Genomic DNA, 16764 nt, shown 5'->3' with positions numbered 1-16764 from the left:
AGCCGCTTCAGGGCTCCCGCGAAGAGAGCCAGCGCATGACGGCGAGCCGGGCGGCGACGATGAAGCAGATGGCGAGGCTTGCGAATTTCAGCCGTGTCATCCACGGCAGCAGCTGTGTTGCAAGACTTGCAGACGCACCCTTGCCGAAGGCCATAAGGCTCGAGATGTTCTCGCCGTAATCGGCGATGCCGTAGATGAACGGCAGCAGGTAGACCGCCTTGCCGACGAGTGGATGCGCCGATCGGCCGAACCATGCGCCGTCGGGACCGAGCTTGAGGAAGGCGAGAAACAGCAGCGCCGTCAGCAATGCGGGAAAGATCAGCTCCGGCCCGAAATACATGGCGCGCAGCAGCCTGGTCGCCGTTTCGTTCTCATCGAGCAGCTTCTGCATGTGGAAGACCGCAGACTCGTCGTAACCGGCGAAATAGGTATCGAGCACCGCCTGGCCGGTTTCGTGCTTGAAGGGAACGACGAAGCCGAAGGTCGTCCAGGCGAGCACGGCAAGGCAAAGGGCTGCGAGCAGCGCAACGATCCAGAGAGGAATCCCGCTGCCCGCCTTCATGGTCAGAGGCCGGCGCCCGGATAGTTCGGGCTCTCGCGGGTGATCGTCACGTCATGGGCGTGGCTTTCGCGAAGGCCGGCGCCGGAGATGCGCACGAAAGTGGCCCGCTCCTGGAAATCCTTGAGGTCCTTGCCGCCGACATAACCCATGGCCGCCTTGAGGCCGCCGGCGAGCTGGTGGATGACGCCCGAGACCGGCCCCTTGTACGGCACCTGACCTTCGATGCCCTCAGGCACGAGCTTCAGCGTGTCGCGCACCTCGGCCTGGAAGTAACGGTCGGCCGAGCCGCGGGCCATGGCGCCGACGGAGCCCATGCCGCGATAGGCCTTGAAGGAACGGCCCTGGTAGAGATAGACCTCGCCCGGGCTCTCATCGGTGCCGGCAAGCAGCGAGCCGATCATGACGGCGGAAGCGCCGGCGGCGATCGCCTTGGCAAGATCGCCGGAGAACTTGATGCCGCCATCGGCGATGACGGGCACGTCCTGATCATTCGCGGCCTGCACCGCCGACATGATGGCGGCCAGCTGCGGCACGCCGACGCCGGCAACGATGCGCGTCGTGCAGATCGAACCCGGACCGATACCGACCTTGACGGCATCCGCGCCGGCATCGATCAGCGCCCTGGTGCCGTCATAGGTGGCGACGTTGCCGGCCATGATGCGCACCGAGTTGGAAAGCTTCTTGACGCGGGTGACGGCATCGAGGACGCGCTGCGAATGGCCATGGGCGGTATCGACGACCAGAAGGTCGACGCCGGCCTCGATCAGCCGCTCGGCGCGCTCGAAGCCGTCATCGCCGACGCTGATGGCGGCAGCAGCGCGAAGCCTGCCCTGCGCATCCTTGGAGGCGTTCGGGTTCAGCTGTGACTTCTCGATATCCTTGACGGTGATGAGGCCGACGCAGCGGCCTTCGGTGTCCACGACCAAGAGCTTCTCGATGCGATGCGAATGCAGCAGGCGCTTGGCCTCCTGCTGATCGACGCTCTCCTTGACGGTGACCAGATTGTCCTTGGTCATCAGTTCATGGATCTTCTGGTCCTGATCGGAAGCAAAGCGGACGTCGCGGTTGGTCAGGATGCCGACGAGGCGGCCGGACTTCTCGACCACAGGGATGCCGGAAATGCTGTAGGATTTCATCAGCCCGAGCGCATCGGCAAGCGTCGCATCGGGGCCGATCGTCACCGGATTGACGACCATGCCGCTTTCAAACTTCTTCACTTGCCGGACCTGCTCGGCCTGCTCGATCGGCGTCAGGTTGCGATGAATGACGCCGAGGCCCCCGGCCTGGGCCATAGCGATCGCCAGGCGGCTCTCGGTGACGGTATCCATGGCGGATGAAATGATCGGGATGTTGAGTTCGAAATCCCGGGCGATGCGGGTGGAGATATTCGTCTGGCCGGGCATGACCTCGGAATGTCCTGGCTGCAGCAGCACGTCGTCGAAGGTAAGCGCGTCTGCGCCGGTTGCCGTTTCAATGATGCGTGCCATGGCCAAATTCCTTCATTTAATAAAAATGCGACCCTGTCCGGAAACGAATCGTCCGCCCCGGCGGTCTGCATGGGGTGCTTGGAAGTTGGCGAGGGCTGGTAACACGTCTATGACAGGAAGGAAATAGCAAAAAGCCCGGCCTGCCCGCCGGGCTCGTCATGGGTGCCATGCGCCAGGAGCATTCCGGGAAAAGCGCTAGGCATTTTTCGGTTCTGAATTGTGCAAAAACAAAAACTTAGAGCAGTTCAGCGCTTCCGTGAAAGGCTGAACCGCTCCAGATCAGATGTCGAACTGATAGGTCTTCGGCACGAAGCGATAACCGCCATCCTGCCTTTCGACGAAGCCGACCGCCGGGAACGGCATGTGGTAGCCAAGGAAGGCGATCTTCTCGCTCGCAATCATCTCGAAGACCTTGCGGCGGGTGGCGGCGGCCTGAGTCTTGTCCATGTCGAAACGCACCTCCCAATCCGGCCGCAACAGAGACAGGATATAATGGTTGGCCGTATCGCCTGTGAGCACTAGGCGCTTGCCCTCGGATTCGACGTGGAACACCATATGCCCCGGCGAGTGGCCGGGCGCCAGCATCGCCGTTACGCCGGGCGCGACGCTATCACCTTCCTTAATAAAAGTGGTCTTTTCGGCGAGCGGCACGACGTTGGCGAGCACGGCCTTGTGACCGCCCTCGGCAGGCGTGCCCTCTCGTACCTTGTCCGACCAGAAATCATATTCGGCCTGGCCGACGACATAGCGGGCATTCTTGAAGGCAGCCGCACCGTCTTCCATCAGACCACCAATATGATCGCCGTGCAGGTGGGTCAGCGCCACCAGCGTGACGTCGTCGGCCGAATATCCCGCCGCCTTCAGGCCTTCGACAAGCTGGCCGGCGCCGCGTGCGCGGCCGCTGGCGCCGAAGCCGGTATCGACGAGGATGACATCCGAACCGGTATCGATGAGAGCCGGCGTATAGCCATTCATGAACTTGTCGGCCGGCAGGAAGTTTGCAGTCAGCAACGACTTGACGGTTTCGGGGTCCTGATTGGTGCCGAAGGTTTCATAGGGCTTTTCGACAATGCTGGTGCCGTCGCGGACGACGGTGAACTTATAGGAACCGAGCTTGAATTGATTGATCTCAGGCAAAGGCGTCACATCCATATGATTGCTTTCTCCAGTTGCGGCCGCTTCGGCCTTCTCTCTAAAAATTGCCGGCGCCGCGAGCAGGCCAAGGCCTGCGGCAAAAAGGGTGCGCCGCTTTATTCCCGACGAAATTGTCATATGTCCATCCTTCATGACGTGCAGGCCTTCATGACGTGCAGCTGCGTCACCGCACGGCCCCCAGTGTCGATTCCGGCCGGATTTCTTGCCCCGGCCAGGTAAACATATGTCAATCTTGACAAGCGACGTTAATGCGCAAGTCGTCTCACGCAGACGTGAAGCAAACGTGTCGTCGACCCGGATTTGGGGATTGGCAGAACCCGCCGCTGGGACTAAACAGCACGGGCCTTTCCAGCTCCAATCCGCTGCCCCATCAAGGCTCCCGCCTATGAATCGCATCGTCCCGCTGATCCTTGCCGTCGCCCTCTTCATGGAACAGATGGACTCGACCGTCATTGCGACGGCGCTGCCGGCGATCGCAGCGGATCTCAATGTCGGGCCGATCACGCTGAAGCTGGCGCTGACCTCCTACATGGTGGCGCTGGCGGTGTTCATCCCGGTCAGCGGCTGGATGGCCGACAGGTTCGGCGCCAAGAAGATCTTCCGCCTTGCCATCTCGGTCTTCGTCATCGGCTCGATTTTCTGCGCCGTCTCTTCCAACCTCGTCGAATTCGTCTTTGCCCGCTTCCTGCAGGGCATGGGCGGCGCGATGATGACACCGGTCGGCCGCCTCGTGCTGGTGCGCACCACGAAGCGCAGCGATCTGGTCTCGGCCATGGCGCTGCTCACCATCCCCGCGCTGGTCGGTCCGCTCACAGGACCGCCGCTCGGCGGCTTCATCACCACCTATTTCAGCTGGCACTGGATCTTCCTGATCAACGTGCCGGTCGGCATCATCGGCATCTGGCTTGCGACGATTTTTCTGCCGGAAGTGGAAGCGACGGCGCCGCCGCGGCTCGATTTCACCGGTTTCGTGCTGACCTCGCTATCGGCTGCGGGCGTCGTCTTCGGACTGTCGGTGGTCAGTCTGCCGGCCCTGCCCCCGATCATCGGCGTCACCGCCACCTTGATCGGCCTCATCTGCGGCGTCCTCTACGTGCGCCATGCCAAGCGTCATCCGGCGCCGATCCTCAATCTCAACCTGTTCAAGAACCCGACGTTTCGGGCCTCCACTCTGGGCGGCATGCTGTTTCGCATTTGCGTCGGCGCCATGCCCTTCCTGACGCCGTTGATGCTGCAGCTCGGCTTCGGGTTGACGCCGTTCCAATCCGGCCTCATCACCTTTGCCGGCGCGATCGGGGCGATCACCACCAAGTTCATGGCAAAGCGCGTCTTCGCCGCCGCCGGCTTCCGCACCACACTTCTCAGCGCCGCCATGGTGACGACCCTGGTGACTGTCGTCACCGGCCTGTTCACGCCGTCGACGCCGCATCTCGTCATCATCGGCGTGCTGCTGCTCGGCGGCTTCTCCCGCTCCTTCATGTTCACCGGGGTGAATGCGCTTGCCTTCGCCGATATCGATGATGCGGAAGCCAGCCAAGCGACATCGATGAGCTCGGTGATGCAGCAGGTCAGCCTGGCGCTCGGTGTTGCGGTCGCCGCCGCCATCCTGGAGAGCTCGATCTATTTCCGCGGCGAAGCGCTGCAAGTGGCCGATTTCCACCTCGCCTTCTACATCATCGCCGGACTGACTGTCATTGCGACCATTCCCTTCATCCGGATGGACCGCAATGCCGGCGCGCTCGTTTCGGGCCACCGTTCGAAGGCGCTGACGGCAGCAACTGTTGAAGCCGAACAGCACGCGGTGAAATAAAGCATGTCGCGCAAAAGTGTGCAGCGGTTTTGCGGTAACGTGGAAACAAAGACCTCAAGCGCGAGGAGCGAATCTGAAAGATTGCGACGCGCTTCAGGCAGCCATTACTCCGGGCTTTCGCAGACGGCAGAGAGCTTGTTGCCGTCGAGATCACGCACATAGGCGGCATAGAAATGGGCATGGTAGGAGCGCAGGCCGGGCTCGCCCTCATCCACGGCGCCTGCCGCGATTGCCGCCGCATGGAAGGCGTCGACATCCGCCCGCGTTTCGGCTGCAAGCGCGATCATGGCGCCATTGCCTGCGGTCGCCCGGCGGCGATTGAACGGCGTCACCACCCAGAAGCGGCAGCGCGTATCGCCCTCGGCGGCATAACCGATTTCCTCTTCGGAAGAGCGCTGGCGGCGATAGCCGAGGGGAGACAGCACGGCATCATAAAAATGCCCTGCGCGATAGAGGTCGTTGGTTCCGAGCGTGACGTAAAGAAGCATGGGATCAGCGGTTCAAATCCTGCCGCGCCGCGCGCCCTTTCAGATGCGCAAGGACGCGGCAACGCTTTCCATTGCTGCATATCTCATCCTTAATTCGATACCGTTTTAAGGAGCTATGCAGTCGATTGCCATCATCCGTCAGGACCGGCCCGAAGATCAAGCTTCTTCAGCGTCGCCCTCAGCCTTGCGCCCCTTGAACCCCTTGGCCAGCAGGAACATCTCGACCGATTCGGCGCGCGACGAGTTCGGTTTGACATGGACGACCTGGCGGAAGTTCTGCTTGAGCATGGCGAGCAACTCACGCTCGGTGCCGCCCTGAAAGGTCTTGGTGAGGAAGTGCCCGCCTTCCCCCAGCACTTCGACGGCGAAATGCGCCGCCACCTCACAGAGATGCATGGTGCGCAGATGGTCGGTGCGGTGGTGGCCGGTGGTCGGCGCCGCCATGTCGGATATGACGAGATCAGGCGTGCCGCCGACGGCCTCCAACAGCTTTTCCGGCGCACTGGGATCGAGGAAGTCGAGCTGCAGGATCTTGACCCCCGGCAGCTGGGTCATTTCAAGGAAATCGATCGCAGCCACACGAATATCATCATCCGTCGAGCCGGTGACCTTGGCGGCGATCTGCGACCAGCTGCCGGGAGCGGCCCCCAGATCGATGATGCGCCTGGCGCCGCGCAGGATGTGATGTTTCTCGTCGATCTCCAGCAGCTTGAAGGCAGCCCGGGCGCGATAGCCTTCAAGCTGGGCGCGCTGCACATAGGGATCGTTGATGTGGCGCTCCAGCCATTGGCGGGAGGAGGCCTTCATCTTCTTGTTCTTGACGCGCTGGCCGAGCTTGCGGCCGGTGCGGTTTCCCGCGATCGGTGCCTTGGTCATGCCTATTCCTTATCTCACGATCTCACGCGCTGGCCGCGGCGGTTGCGATTGCGCCGCCACACGCCGTCATCGGCCATCATGTCGGTGAGCAGACCTTCCCTCAAGCCGCGATCGGCAACCCGCATGCGCGGGCTCGGCCAACGGCGGCGGATCGCCTCGAGAATGGCGCAACCGGCGAGCACCAGATCGGCCCGATCGGGCCCAATGCAGGGATTGGCGGCGCGGCTTGCGAAATCCCAGGAGAGCAGCTTTGCCTGCATGGCGGAGACCTCGTCGTCGGACAGCCAGATGCCATCGACCTTGCGCCGGTCATAACGCGGCAGGTCGAGATGCACGCCGGCAAGCGTTGTCACCGTGCCCGATGTGCCGATCAGGTGAAAATCGCCGCTCTGGGCGACCTCGATCTCCGGGCAATTGAAGCTTCCCAGCATGCCTTCGACTTCACGCACCATGCCTTCGAAGGCCTCCGGCGTGACGTCGTGCCCGCCATGGCGCTCCGACAGCGTCACGACGCCGACCGGCAGCGAGGTCCAGTGGGTGATGTGATTGGCAAGGCGGCTGAAGCGATTGTCGCCGATACGGATGACGGCGATCTCCGACGAACCGCCGCCGATATCGAACAGCACGACGGAGCGCGTCTCGCGACCGACCAGCGAGGAGCAGCCGGAGACGGCAAGCCGCGCTTCGGTCTCGCGATCGATGATCTCGAGCGCAAGGCCGGTTTCGGCAACGACCCGGCTGAGGAATTCCTCGCCATTGACGGCCTGGCGGCAAGCTTCGGTGGCGATCAGCCGCATGCGGCGGATCTCCCGGTTCCTGAGCTTGGAGGCGCAGATCCTCAACGCCTCGATCGCCCTCTCCATCGCCTCATCCGACAGACGGCCGCTGGCCGCAAGGCCTTCGCCGAGGCGCACGATGCGGGAAAAGGCATCGACGACGCGAAATTGTCCCGGACGGGTCGGCTGGGCAATGAGGAGGCGGCAATTGTTGGTGCCGAGATCGAGGGCTGCATAGAGCTCCTCCGGCCACACATGCTCGCCGGCCTGGCGATCCCCCTGATGCCCGGAATGGGCATGGCTTTCCTGGCGGCCCCTGCGGTTGGCGCTCGCGCCATTCAGTGTTTCACGCAGTTCGCCACCGAGCGCCGTCTCTTCCGCGCGGCGTTCCTGTTGCGAGACACCTGATGGTTTTGCCGGTGTCAGCGGCCGGCCCTGCAGACCGCGCTTGCCGCGATGCTTGCGGCGGTTGCGACGGCTGGGCGCCGAATCGCCATCGGAGCGGGCGGCATGATCTGCCGCTCCGGCCTGTTCCATCACATGAGGTTGAAGTGAACCATCCTGCGCAGCACCATGGCCGCCACGACGGCGACGCTTGCGCTTGCGGGCCGGATTGCCGGCTGCATCTTCCATCGGGCGCGCAGGCTGTCCGGCACCGCCGGAAGGCTCATGCGAAGCGGGATGGGCCGCGTTGCGGGATTGCCCGCCACGTTTGCCCTTGCGGCGCCTGGACTTCTTGCCGTCCTTGCGCCCTGCCGCCGACGCCCCGTCAAATTGCGGCTTTGCGCCGCCTTCGGGGTCTTCCACGTTGTTTTTCCACCGCGCCGCGCAAGTCTTGAGATATGCAGCAGGCGCTCATTCGATTTTTGCGTTGCGGCAAGAATATCAGCGCCTGCCGAAATCGCCAAATTCTTTTTTGGACAGGGGATTTGCAGCGGTTTCACCTTTCCGCGGCAGCACCGATTTTTTTCAAAACAGCTATTTGCAATCCTCCGGGTTTTGGTTATAAGCGCCGCACACCAGCCGACCGCCCGCCGGTTTGCTTATGCTGGGGAATAGTTCAATGGTAGAACGACGGACTCTGACTCCGTTAATCTTGGTTCGAATCCAGGTTCCCCAGCCAGTATTTCACTCGCATCGAACATAAAGAAGCAGACAGGATTGCGGATGACGCTTTCTGTCGGTGCGCTGTTGGAATTGGCAATACTCCCACGCTCATACTGATGGTTCACAACCATCTGCAGGGGTAGCCAAACTATAGGGATTCAAGCTCAATCCGCGCAGCGGTTTTGCGTCCGAAATTGCGTGAAAACAAAGAAATAGAGCATTTCCGTAATTCGAAGAAAAACGGAAATGCTCTTAGCAATGGACCTGTTGTTGGTCAGCTGTATCGCGAGACAAAATCGTTGTAGGCGAGCGCAATCCCGTCATCCAGCTTCGTTTTTGCCGACCAGCCAAGTCGATTGATACGATCGACATTCAAAAGTTTGCGAGGCGTGCCGTCCGGCTTCGACCTGTCGAATACCAGCTCTCCTTCAAAGCCGACAATCTGGATGATCTTTCCAGCCAAATCTGCCACGGACAGATCCTCTCCCACGCCAATGTTGAGCATGGGCTCCCGTACGTCATTCTCCATGAGGAAAATGGAGGCTTCCGCAAGATCGTCGACGTAGAGGAATTCGCGTAGCGGCTTTCCCGTTCCCCAGACAACCATTTCCTTAGCCCCGGAAATCTTGGCTTCGTGCGCCTTACGAATCAGAGCAGGCAAAACGTGGCTGTTTGCCGGATCGTAGCTGTCGTTCGGCCCATAAAGATTGGTCGGCATGGCAGAATAATAACGCGTGTCGAATTGGCGATTATAATTCTCGCACAATTTGATGCCGGCGATTTTGGCTATGGAATAGGGTTCGTTCGTCTGCTCCAGCGGCCCCGTGAGCAGGTAATCTTCAGAGATCGGCTGAGGACAGTTGCGCGGATATATACAGCTCGACCCGAGGAAAAGCATGCGCTCGACGCCTGCCCTGTGGGCCGCATCGACGATGTTCGCTTCGATCATGAGGTTCTGATAGAGGAAATCAGCGCGATAAGTATTGTTGGCGTGAATGCCTCCGACCTTCGCAGCGGCCATGAAAATAAAATCCGGCTTTTCCGCCGCGAGAAAGGATCTCACATCGACTTGGCTCGTCAAATCGAGTTCCGCGTGGGTACGCGTTACCACATTGGCATAGCCGCTCGCCTCCAGGCCGCGGACAATCGCCGAGCCCACCATGCCGCGGTGGCCGGCCACGTAGATCTTGGCCGATTTTTTCATGACCTCATTCATGCCGATCATACGCCGTGAAACCGTGTTGCTTGACGAGTTCGTCACGCTTGGCGGCTTGCAGATCCTCGAGCATCATTTCCGATACGAGTTCTGCAAATGTCACCTCTGGCGTCCATCCGAGCTTCTCGCGCGCCTTCGTCGCATCACCCAGGAGTGTTTCCACTTCCGTGGGGCGGAAATAGCGCGGGTCGACGGCGACGATACAACGTCCCTCGGAATCGTAGCCCTTTTCCTCCAGGTCACTGCCTTCCCAGCGAATCGGCATGTCGATGATCTTTGCAGCGGCATCGACGAAATCCCGCACACTGTATTGGACCCCCGTGGCGATGACGAAGTCTTCCGGTTGATCTTGCTGCAACATCATCCACTGCATAATGACATAATCGCGCGCATGACCCCAGTCGCGGGAGGCATTGAGGTTGCCGAGATAAAGTCGATCCTGAAGACCGAGCTTAATGCGTGCGAGAGCTCGGGTGATCTTGCGTGTGACGAAGGTTTCACCGCGGACCGGGCTTTCATGATTGAAGAGAATGCCGTTGCAGGCATAGATACCGTAAGCTTCACGGTAGTTTACCGTGATCCAGTAAGCGTAGAGCTTTGCAACCGCGTATGGTGAACGCGGATAGAACGGCGTCGTCTCACGTTGCGGAATTTCCTGAACCAAGCCGTATAGCTCGGAAGTCGACGCCTGGTAGAAGCGTGTCTTCTTCTCAAGGCCGAGAATGCGGATCGCTTCCAACAGCCGCAACGCGCCGAGTGCGTCTGAATTCGCCGTATATTCCGGCTCCTCGAAAGACACCGCCACATGGCTCTGTGCCGCGAGGTTGTAGATCTCGTCCGGCTGGACCTGCTGAATGATCCGAATGAGACTGGAGGAATCGGTCATGTCGCCGTAGTGCAGCACAAAACGCCGACCTTCGACGTGGGGGTCCTGATATAGGTGATCAATACGGTCGGTATTGATCAAAGACGAGCGCCGCTTGATGCCGTGGACTTCGTAGCCTTTCGACAGCAAGAACTCTGCGAGATAGGATCCGTCCTGGCCAGTGACCCCGGTAATAAGTGCTTTTTTCATAGACAACCGTTTATGCCCCAGTTCAGCGGCTATGCACGCATCTGCAGCAATACCTCTGAAAACCATCCAAGTTTCGTAAACTGACGTCCTAAGGCCGGTCTGCCCAGGTTGCAAGAGCATAAAGGCCTCCTCGGTCGGTTCTTCCTTGGCCATCCTCGCCGAACAAGAGGTAATCTTGCCTGTCAATTCGCGGTCACGCGCCAGGTTTTGCTGGCCGCTCAAGCACCATGAGAATGAATTGGCGATCTCTGTTCCAAGATTGCAACGACATCCCCTCAACCGCTTCCGACCGTACTTATGTCGGGCCTTGTGGGTGTTGTCGTGATCACAGGATATGCTAAGGCAAATCCAACGAGAAAGGCGGGACGGCATCCGCTTTTCAGATTGTCTGTGAAAATCGACGTAATTCCCTGGCGTTGATCAATATGTGAAGTAGCCGTCTGCCAGTGTGGACGCTGAGGTTAGTTAAAGCATGAAAATTGGCGTCTTGCTGGAAAATCCGATACATGTCGGTGGAGGATTCAATCAGGCACTCAATGCGATCCTGCAACTCCAGCGTATCATCGGGAAACAGCATGAGGTCGTGGCTTTCACGACAATCGAAGCCAATCTGCAGCATCTTGAACGGCTAGGGGTTCATGCGCAGCACCTGTCTATAGCAGGGCCGGTGGGGCTACGTCGAATTGCACGCACCGTGTTGCGACGCTTAGGCCGCAAGGAAAGCGGCAATGCGCGGATGGCAGCCAAGATCGAAAATGCGCTGCTGGAAACCGGCTTGGATCTGGCATATTTCGTTACCCACTCCTCAACTCCGAATTACTTCCGTAAGCTCAACTACATCACGACGGTCCTCGATCTCTGTCATCGGGACGATCTTGAATTTCCCGAAGTGAGTTCCGATGGCAAATTCGAAGAACGCGAGTGGCATTTTTCCACATGCCTGCCACGTGCCGTCGCCATCATGGTGGCCTCACGTCAGCTCCTGAAAAGGATTGTCACTCGCTACGGAATTGACGAAGAGCGCATGATTGCGATGCCCTTCGAACCATCTCCATTCTTAACTGAAGCGCATTCGATCGACCGGGTGGCCGCGCTCGAGAACTATGGGCTGAAGGATGGCTATTATTTCTATCCAGCGCAATTCTGGCCGCACAAGAACCACATCCGCATTCTCGAAGCGATCTCACTCTTAAAACAAAAGCTAGCGGTTGATTCCGACATACGCGTGGTCTTTTCAGGTGGGGATCATGGCAATGTTGCGTGGATAAGACAGCAAGCGCAACAGCTGGGCGTATCTGACAATGTGACATTCCTCGGCTTCGTGCCGGTCGATCATATGCGCGCACTCTACGAAGGTGCGCTGGCCGTCGTGATGTCGACTTATTTTGGCCCAACCAATTTGCCGCCGTTGGAAGCTTGGGCGCTCGGTCGCCCGCTGATCTATTCGGCGCACCTTAACGAGCAGATCGGTGATGCGGCGTTGTTGGCCGATGCTGATGACGCCGAGCAGTGGGCCGACGCCATGTTGCGCATCCGAGATCCTGCGGTGGCAGTTGATCTGATCGAAAAAGGGCGTAAGCAGCTAAAGGTAGTCGATGCGGAGCGGCTCGAAGCTGAGGCCCTATTCGTACGCAGGCTCGAACAATTTGCACAACGTAGGAAGTGCTGGGAATAGCCATGGAATGCGCACCGGTTATACTTTTCGTCTTCAATCGTCCCATGCATATGGCAAGGACCGTGACGGCATTGCAGGCGAACGAGCTGGCGGAACAGACGCCCTTGTTCATCTACTGCGACGGTCAGCGCAATGAAAAAGAAGCGGAGCGCGTGCACCAAGTCCGTGAACAGGCGAAGACGGTAACGGGTTTCAAGTCGGTCACCGTCGTCGAACGCGAAAGAAACTATGGCCTTGCAGGTTCTATCATCGATGGCGTGGACCGTCTGTGCGAACAATATGGCCGCGTCATCGTCGTCGAGGACGACCTGATAACCTCGCCTGACTTCTTGCGCTATATGAACCAGGGGCTGGATCTTTATGCAGATGAGGAGCGCGTCGCCAGCATTCACGGCTACGCCTATCCGGTCCCCAATGACGATGCTCCCGAGAGCTATTTCCTACGTGGGGCGGACTGTTGGGGATGGGCCACGTGGGCCCGGGCATGGAAACATTTCGAACCCAATGGGGCTAAGCTTCTGATGGGCCTGAAAGAGAAAGGCCTTGCTAAAGCTTTCGACTATGGTGGGAATGCCTTTTTCCTCGCGATGCTGCGCAATCAAGTCAAAGGCAAGAATCAATCCTGGGCGATCAGGTGGCATGCCAGCGCTTATCTGGACAATATGCTGACTCTCTACCCTCGCCAGAGCCTTGTGAAGAACTCAGGGTTTGACGACAGCGGAGTCCACTGCAGCGATGTTGATTATTACGCTGGCAACCTCGGGCATGCGCCGGAGAAATTGCAAAAGATCGACGTTGAAGTTAACGAACAAATGCGGCTGCGTGTGTTGGGCTTCTTCGAGAGAATGCGCCGCCAGCGGATGAAAGATTTCTACAAACTCGTATTCTCGGCCGGGGTTAAACGCATGCGCAAGGTGGCCGGTTTGGCGGCATCCTGACGCATCGGTCGATTTGGGAAAGAGAAACATGATAGAAAAGATCACGAACGGTGGCGAGTTGCAGGCCATGATATTGCGGTCGAACTACACGTTCGACGGCATCCAGTTTTTCACGCCGGACGAATTCTCGCAGCAACTTGCCTATATGAAGCGACCGACCGGCTATGTCATCCAGCCCCACGTCCACAACGCCGTTGCGCGGGAGGTTCTCTATACGAAGGAGGTCCTGCTTATAAAGTCGGGCGTTGTCCGCGTGGACTTCTATTCCGACGCGCAGGAATACTACGAAAGCGCGATCCTACGCGCAGGCGACGTCATCCTGCTTGCCTTCGGCGGACATGGTTTTGAAATTATCGAAGAAGCTGAAATCATCGAAGTTAAGCAGGGGCCTTACGCCGGGGAATCCGACAAGACGCGATTTGTACCGTCGGCGCAGGAACTGAAGATAAAGGGTGCCGAATGATCCCGGTCAATGAACCGCTGCTGAATGGTAACGAGAGCAAGTATCTGCTGGAATGCATCGAGACCGGCTGGATTTCCTCCGAAGGCCCTTTCATCACACGTTTTGAGCGTGAGTTTGCCGCGACTGTCGGCCGCAAGCACGCAATCGCCGTTGCGAATGGTTCGATGGCTCTCGACGCCGGTATGATGGCGCTTGGCCTGCAGGAAGGCACTGAGGTCATCATGCCGTCCTTCACGATCATTTCCTGCGCCGCAGCCATCGTGAGAGCTGGTTGTGTGCCGGTTGCGGTGGATTCGGATCCTCTAACCTGGAATATCGATCCGACGAAGATCGAAGCAGCTATCACGCCGAAGACGCGCGCCATCATGGTGGTACATATCTACGGCCTGCCGTGCGATATGACCGCGATCAACGAGATCGCCCGCCGCCACAACCTCAAGATCATCGAAGACGCTGCAGAAATGCATGGCCAGACATATAACGGCCAGCCTTGCGGCAGTTTCGGCGATGTCAGCATTTTCAGCTTTTATCCCAACAAGCACATTACCACAGGCGAAGGTGGCATGATCGTCACCGATTCCGACGCCCTTGCCGACAGATCTCGGAGCCTGCGAAATCTCTGCTTCCTGCCTGCCCGCCGCTTTGTTCATGAGGAGCTGGGCTGGAATATGCGTATGACGAATATGCAGGCGGCTCTCGGTTGCGCGCAGCTTGAGCGCCTTCCGGAATTCGTCGAGCGCAAACGTGCGATGGGCAGACTGTATACCGAACTGCTTCAGGACTTGCCCGGCATTCAACTGCCGTTGCCCGAGACAAGCTATGCCCGGAATATCTATTGGGTCTATGGCATCGTGCTGAAGGACGAGATCGATTTCGACGCCGCCGAAGCGATGAAACGATTGGCGGCTAAGGGCGTAGGCTGCCGTCCGTTTTTCTGGCCGATGCACGAGCAGCCCGTTCTGCAGAAGATGGGCTTCCTCAAGGACGCCGATCTTCCCATTGCCGCAAAGCTTGCGCGCCGCGGCTTCTATATTCCAAGCGGCATGGCGCTAAGGGAAGATCAAATTCGCGAAGTCGCGGTTATCGTAACGGAGGTCATCCGTTGACGACCAGTTTCGGATTGTACTCCCAGTATTACGATCTTCTCTATAAGGACAAGGACTACGAGGGCGAAACAGCTTATGTGAAAGCTCTGCTGGAGCGTTATGCCACCGGCCCAATCTCGCAGATTCTGGAGCTAGGCTCCGGCACCGGCATTCACGCCGATAAGATCGCAGAAGCCGGATATGGGGTGCTGGGGGTAGAACTGTCGGAAACCATGCTTGCGGCGGCCATGCCGAAGGCGGCACAGTCGGGCGGCAAACTTGATTTCACGCTGGGCGATGCACGCACATTCCGGACGGATCGGCGATTCCAGGCGGTCATCTCCCTTTTTCATGTTCTGAGCTATCAAACGTCCGATGCCGATCTCGAAGCGATGATGGAGACTGTCTCCCACCATCTCGAAGATGGCGGAATTTTCATATTCGACTTCTGGTACGGACCAGCGGTCCTTTGGCAGCGCCCGAGCACCCGCGTCAAGCGCTTGGAAAACGATGAGATTTCCGTCGTTCGCGTCGCAGAGTCTGTCGTGCATGACGCCGAGAACGTCGTGGATGTCAATTACACGATCTTCGCGACGGAGAAGCTGAGCGCCAAGACCGAAATGGTTTGCGAAACCCACCGCATGCGCTACCTCTTCCTGAACGAGATAGACCGCCTGCTGACGAATGCGGGGATGAGCCGTGTGATTGCCGAAGAGTGGATGTCCAGTTCGCCGCCGGGGACCGAAACCTGGGGCGTCTGTGTCGTAGCGCGCAAGAACGCGGGCTGACTGTTGGCGACACATCTGGACGGCCGAATTGCCTTGCATCGGAAGAGGATTGGTTTCTATCTCGGAGTAGGCCGCCATGCCGGCGGCATGTTCCAGTACGCCCAAAGCCTGGTGCAGGCCCTGTCTTCAATCGACGGCACGGACGTGGAGGTCATCGTTGCCTATGGGGACGAAGCCTGGCGCTCTGAACTTGACGCCAGCCCGCTGAAGGCCGTCCCGCTGCAGCACTGGAAGCGGGGCGAGACACTTGCCAAGCTGTTCATGGCCATACCCGGCTCCGTAGCGCGTGTCGTCGCGAGATGGGTGAACCCACTCGTGCGGGAATTGGCAGCTCTCCAATGTGATCTGTGGATTTTCCCGGCTCAAGACGCCCTGACCTGGCAGATCAGGGAGCCCTCGATCGCAACCATTCACGATTTGATGCACAGATACGAACGCAGCTTCCCAGAAGCCGGAAGCTGGTTGCGCTTTCAGCTGAGAGAAAGCCGATTCCGTCATCTTGCGAACCAGAGTGCTGCCGTGCTCGTCGATTCCGAAACCGGGCGGCGGCATGTCATGGAAAGCTACGGCACGCCAGACGATCACATATATCCGCTGCCTTATATCGCTCCGAACTATCTTACAGATTCGGTTGAGACGTCCGCCTTCGCCGAACGCTACCGGCTTCCGGAAAAATTCTATTTTTATCCGGCGCAATTCTGGCCTCACAAGAATCACTTGCGGCTCGTGCAAGCGCTGGCAGCCGCGCGCACGACTCATCCGGACATGGAACTGGTCTTGGCGGGCAGCACAAAGCGCGAATATGCGGCCGTCAAGGCGATGGCAAACGAGCTTGGGCTGTCGCAAGCGGTTCACTTCGTCGGTTATGTACCGGATTCGGATCTAGCTGGGTTTTATCGTCGTGCCAGAGGGTTGGTCATGCCGACATTCTTCGGCCCGACAAACATCCCGCCGCTTGAAGCGATGGTGTGTGGTTGTCCCGTCTTGATATCAGACAAGTATGGCATGCGGGAACAGTGCGGTGACGCAGCGCTTTATTTCTCACCCCAATCCGTCGAGGAAATACACGGCGCGATGAGCCGCCTGTGGGAAGACGAAGCCCTATCTTCCGTTTTGATCAAAAAGGGACTTGAAAGAGCTTCCTTGTGGAAGCAAGAGGATTTCGACCACCGTCTAAAAGACATTTTGGGGCGTGTCCTTGCGGGAGTCGCGTGATACATGAGTTGCTCCATGCAACCCCCTAAGGCCTTAGAAGATATGGCG

15 protein-coding genes and 1 tRNA gene are annotated in these 16764 nt (G+C 58.8%); 8 read left to right on the top strand and 8 right to left on the bottom strand.

Annotated elements, in window-relative coordinates; genetic code table 11:
• Nucleotides 1–7: 7 nt before the first annotated feature.
• From RLCC275e_RS02260 to RLCC275e_RS02250, 3 genes are all read right to left on the bottom strand, one after another.
• Entirely contained in the window at nucleotides 8–562 is a 555-nt protein-coding gene (locus tag RLCC275e_RS02260; protein WP_033181674.1) for a hypothetical protein, read from the bottom strand.
• Between the two features lie 2 nt (nucleotides 563–564).
• Nucleotides 565–2049, bottom strand: a complete 1485-nt coding sequence (gene guaB / locus RLCC275e_RS02255) for an IMP dehydrogenase (protein ID WP_033181673.1) — start codon at nucleotides 2047–2049, stop codon at nucleotides 565–567.
• Between the two features lie 279 nt (nucleotides 2050–2328).
• Nucleotides 2329–3321, bottom strand: coding sequence for an MBL fold metallo-hydrolase (locus tag RLCC275e_RS02250; protein WP_033181807.1), 993 nt, complete (start codon nucleotides 3319–3321; stop codon nucleotides 2329–2331).
• A gap of 268 nt (nucleotides 3322–3589) precedes the next feature.
• On the opposite strand from RLCC275e_RS02250, the gene RLCC275e_RS02245 reads away from it, so the two are divergent.
• The gene (locus RLCC275e_RS02245) at nucleotides 3590–5014 is read left to right on the top strand and encodes a DHA2 family efflux MFS transporter permease subunit (RefSeq protein WP_033181672.1); all 1425 of its coding nucleotides are present in this window, start codon (nucleotides 3590–3592) and stop codon (nucleotides 5012–5014) included.
• 104 nt (nucleotides 5015–5118) lie between these two features.
• On the opposite strand, the gene RLCC275e_RS02240 is transcribed toward RLCC275e_RS02245, so the two are convergent.
• The 3 genes from RLCC275e_RS02240 to RLCC275e_RS02230 form a co-directional block, all read right to left on the bottom strand.
• Nucleotides 5119–5502 (bottom strand): VOC family protein, encoded by a 384-nt coding sequence (locus tag RLCC275e_RS02240; RefSeq protein WP_033181671.1) that lies wholly within the window; start codon nucleotides 5500–5502, stop codon nucleotides 5119–5121.
• Between the two features lie 156 nt (nucleotides 5503–5658).
• Nucleotides 5659–6378 (bottom strand): RlmE family RNA methyltransferase, encoded by a 720-nt coding sequence (locus RLCC275e_RS02235; protein WP_017993025.1) that lies wholly within the window; start codon nucleotides 6376–6378, stop codon nucleotides 5659–5661.
• Between the two features lie 14 nt (nucleotides 6379–6392).
• A complete protein-coding gene (locus RLCC275e_RS02230) occupies nucleotides 6393–7961 on the bottom strand; it encodes a Ppx/GppA phosphatase family protein (protein ID WP_033181670.1) in 1569 nt (522 codons plus the stop codon).
• Between the two features lie 242 nt (nucleotides 7962–8203).
• Here RLCC275e_RS02230 and RLCC275e_RS02225 point away from each other — a divergent pair.
• A tRNA-Gln gene (locus tag RLCC275e_RS02225) sits at nucleotides 8204–8277 on the top strand.
• A 258-nt stretch (nucleotides 8278–8535) separates the two neighbouring features.
• On the opposite strand, the gene RLCC275e_RS02220 is transcribed toward RLCC275e_RS02225, so the two are convergent.
• Nucleotides 8536–9465: a GDP-L-fucose synthase family protein gene (locus RLCC275e_RS02220; RefSeq protein ID WP_033181806.1), complete on the bottom strand. Its 930-nt coding sequence runs from the start codon at nucleotides 9463–9465 to the stop codon at nucleotides 8536–8538.
• 4 nt (nucleotides 9466–9469) lie between these two features.
• Entirely contained in the window at nucleotides 9470–10552 is a 1083-nt protein-coding gene (gmd, locus tag RLCC275e_RS02215) for a GDP-mannose 4,6-dehydratase (RefSeq protein ID WP_033181669.1), read from the bottom strand.
• A 472-nt stretch (nucleotides 10553–11024) separates the two neighbouring features.
• On the opposite strand from gmd, the gene RLCC275e_RS02210 reads away from it, so the two are divergent.
• Genes RLCC275e_RS02210 through RLCC275e_RS02185 form a run of 6 tightly spaced genes read left to right on the top strand, consistent with a single transcriptional unit; the run spans nucleotide 11025 to nucleotide 16716 of the window.
• Nucleotides 11025–12227, top strand: coding sequence for a glycosyltransferase (locus tag RLCC275e_RS02210; protein ID WP_033181668.1), 1203 nt, complete (start codon nucleotides 11025–11027; stop codon nucleotides 12225–12227).
• 2 nt (nucleotides 12228–12229) lie between these two features.
• Nucleotides 12230–13165, top strand: coding sequence for a glycosyltransferase family protein (locus RLCC275e_RS02205; protein ID WP_033181667.1), 936 nt, complete (start codon nucleotides 12230–12232; stop codon nucleotides 13163–13165).
• 28 nt (nucleotides 13166–13193) lie between these two features.
• Complete coding sequence (locus RLCC275e_RS02200; protein ID WP_033181666.1) at nucleotides 13194–13628, top strand: hypothetical protein; 435 nt, start codon at nucleotides 13194–13196, stop codon at nucleotides 13626–13628.
• Nucleotides 13625–14734 carry a DegT/DnrJ/EryC1/StrS family aminotransferase gene (locus RLCC275e_RS02195; RefSeq protein ID WP_033181665.1) on the top strand — a complete coding sequence of 370 codons (1110 nt, stop codon included), beginning with the start codon at nucleotides 13625–13627 and terminating at the stop codon, nucleotides 14732–14734. Before RLCC275e_RS02200 ends, RLCC275e_RS02195 begins: the two co-directional genes overlap by 4 nt.
• A complete protein-coding gene (locus RLCC275e_RS02190) occupies nucleotides 14731–15501 on the top strand; it encodes a class I SAM-dependent DNA methyltransferase (RefSeq protein ID WP_033181664.1) in 771 nt (256 codons plus the stop codon). Before RLCC275e_RS02195 ends, RLCC275e_RS02190 begins: the two co-directional genes overlap by 4 nt.
• A 3-nt stretch (nucleotides 15502–15504) precedes the next feature.
• Nucleotides 15505–16716 (top strand): glycosyltransferase family 4 protein, encoded by a 1212-nt coding sequence (locus tag RLCC275e_RS02185; protein WP_245483435.1) that lies wholly within the window; start codon nucleotides 15505–15507, stop codon nucleotides 16714–16716.
• Nucleotides 16717–16764: the final 48 nt, after the last annotated feature.

The organism is Rhizobium brockwellii (genome assembly GCF_000769405.2).
GTDB lineage: Bacteria > Pseudomonadota > Alphaproteobacteria > Rhizobiales > Rhizobiaceae > Rhizobium > Rhizobium brockwellii.
This window is presented reverse-complemented; position numbering and strand designations above follow the sequence as displayed.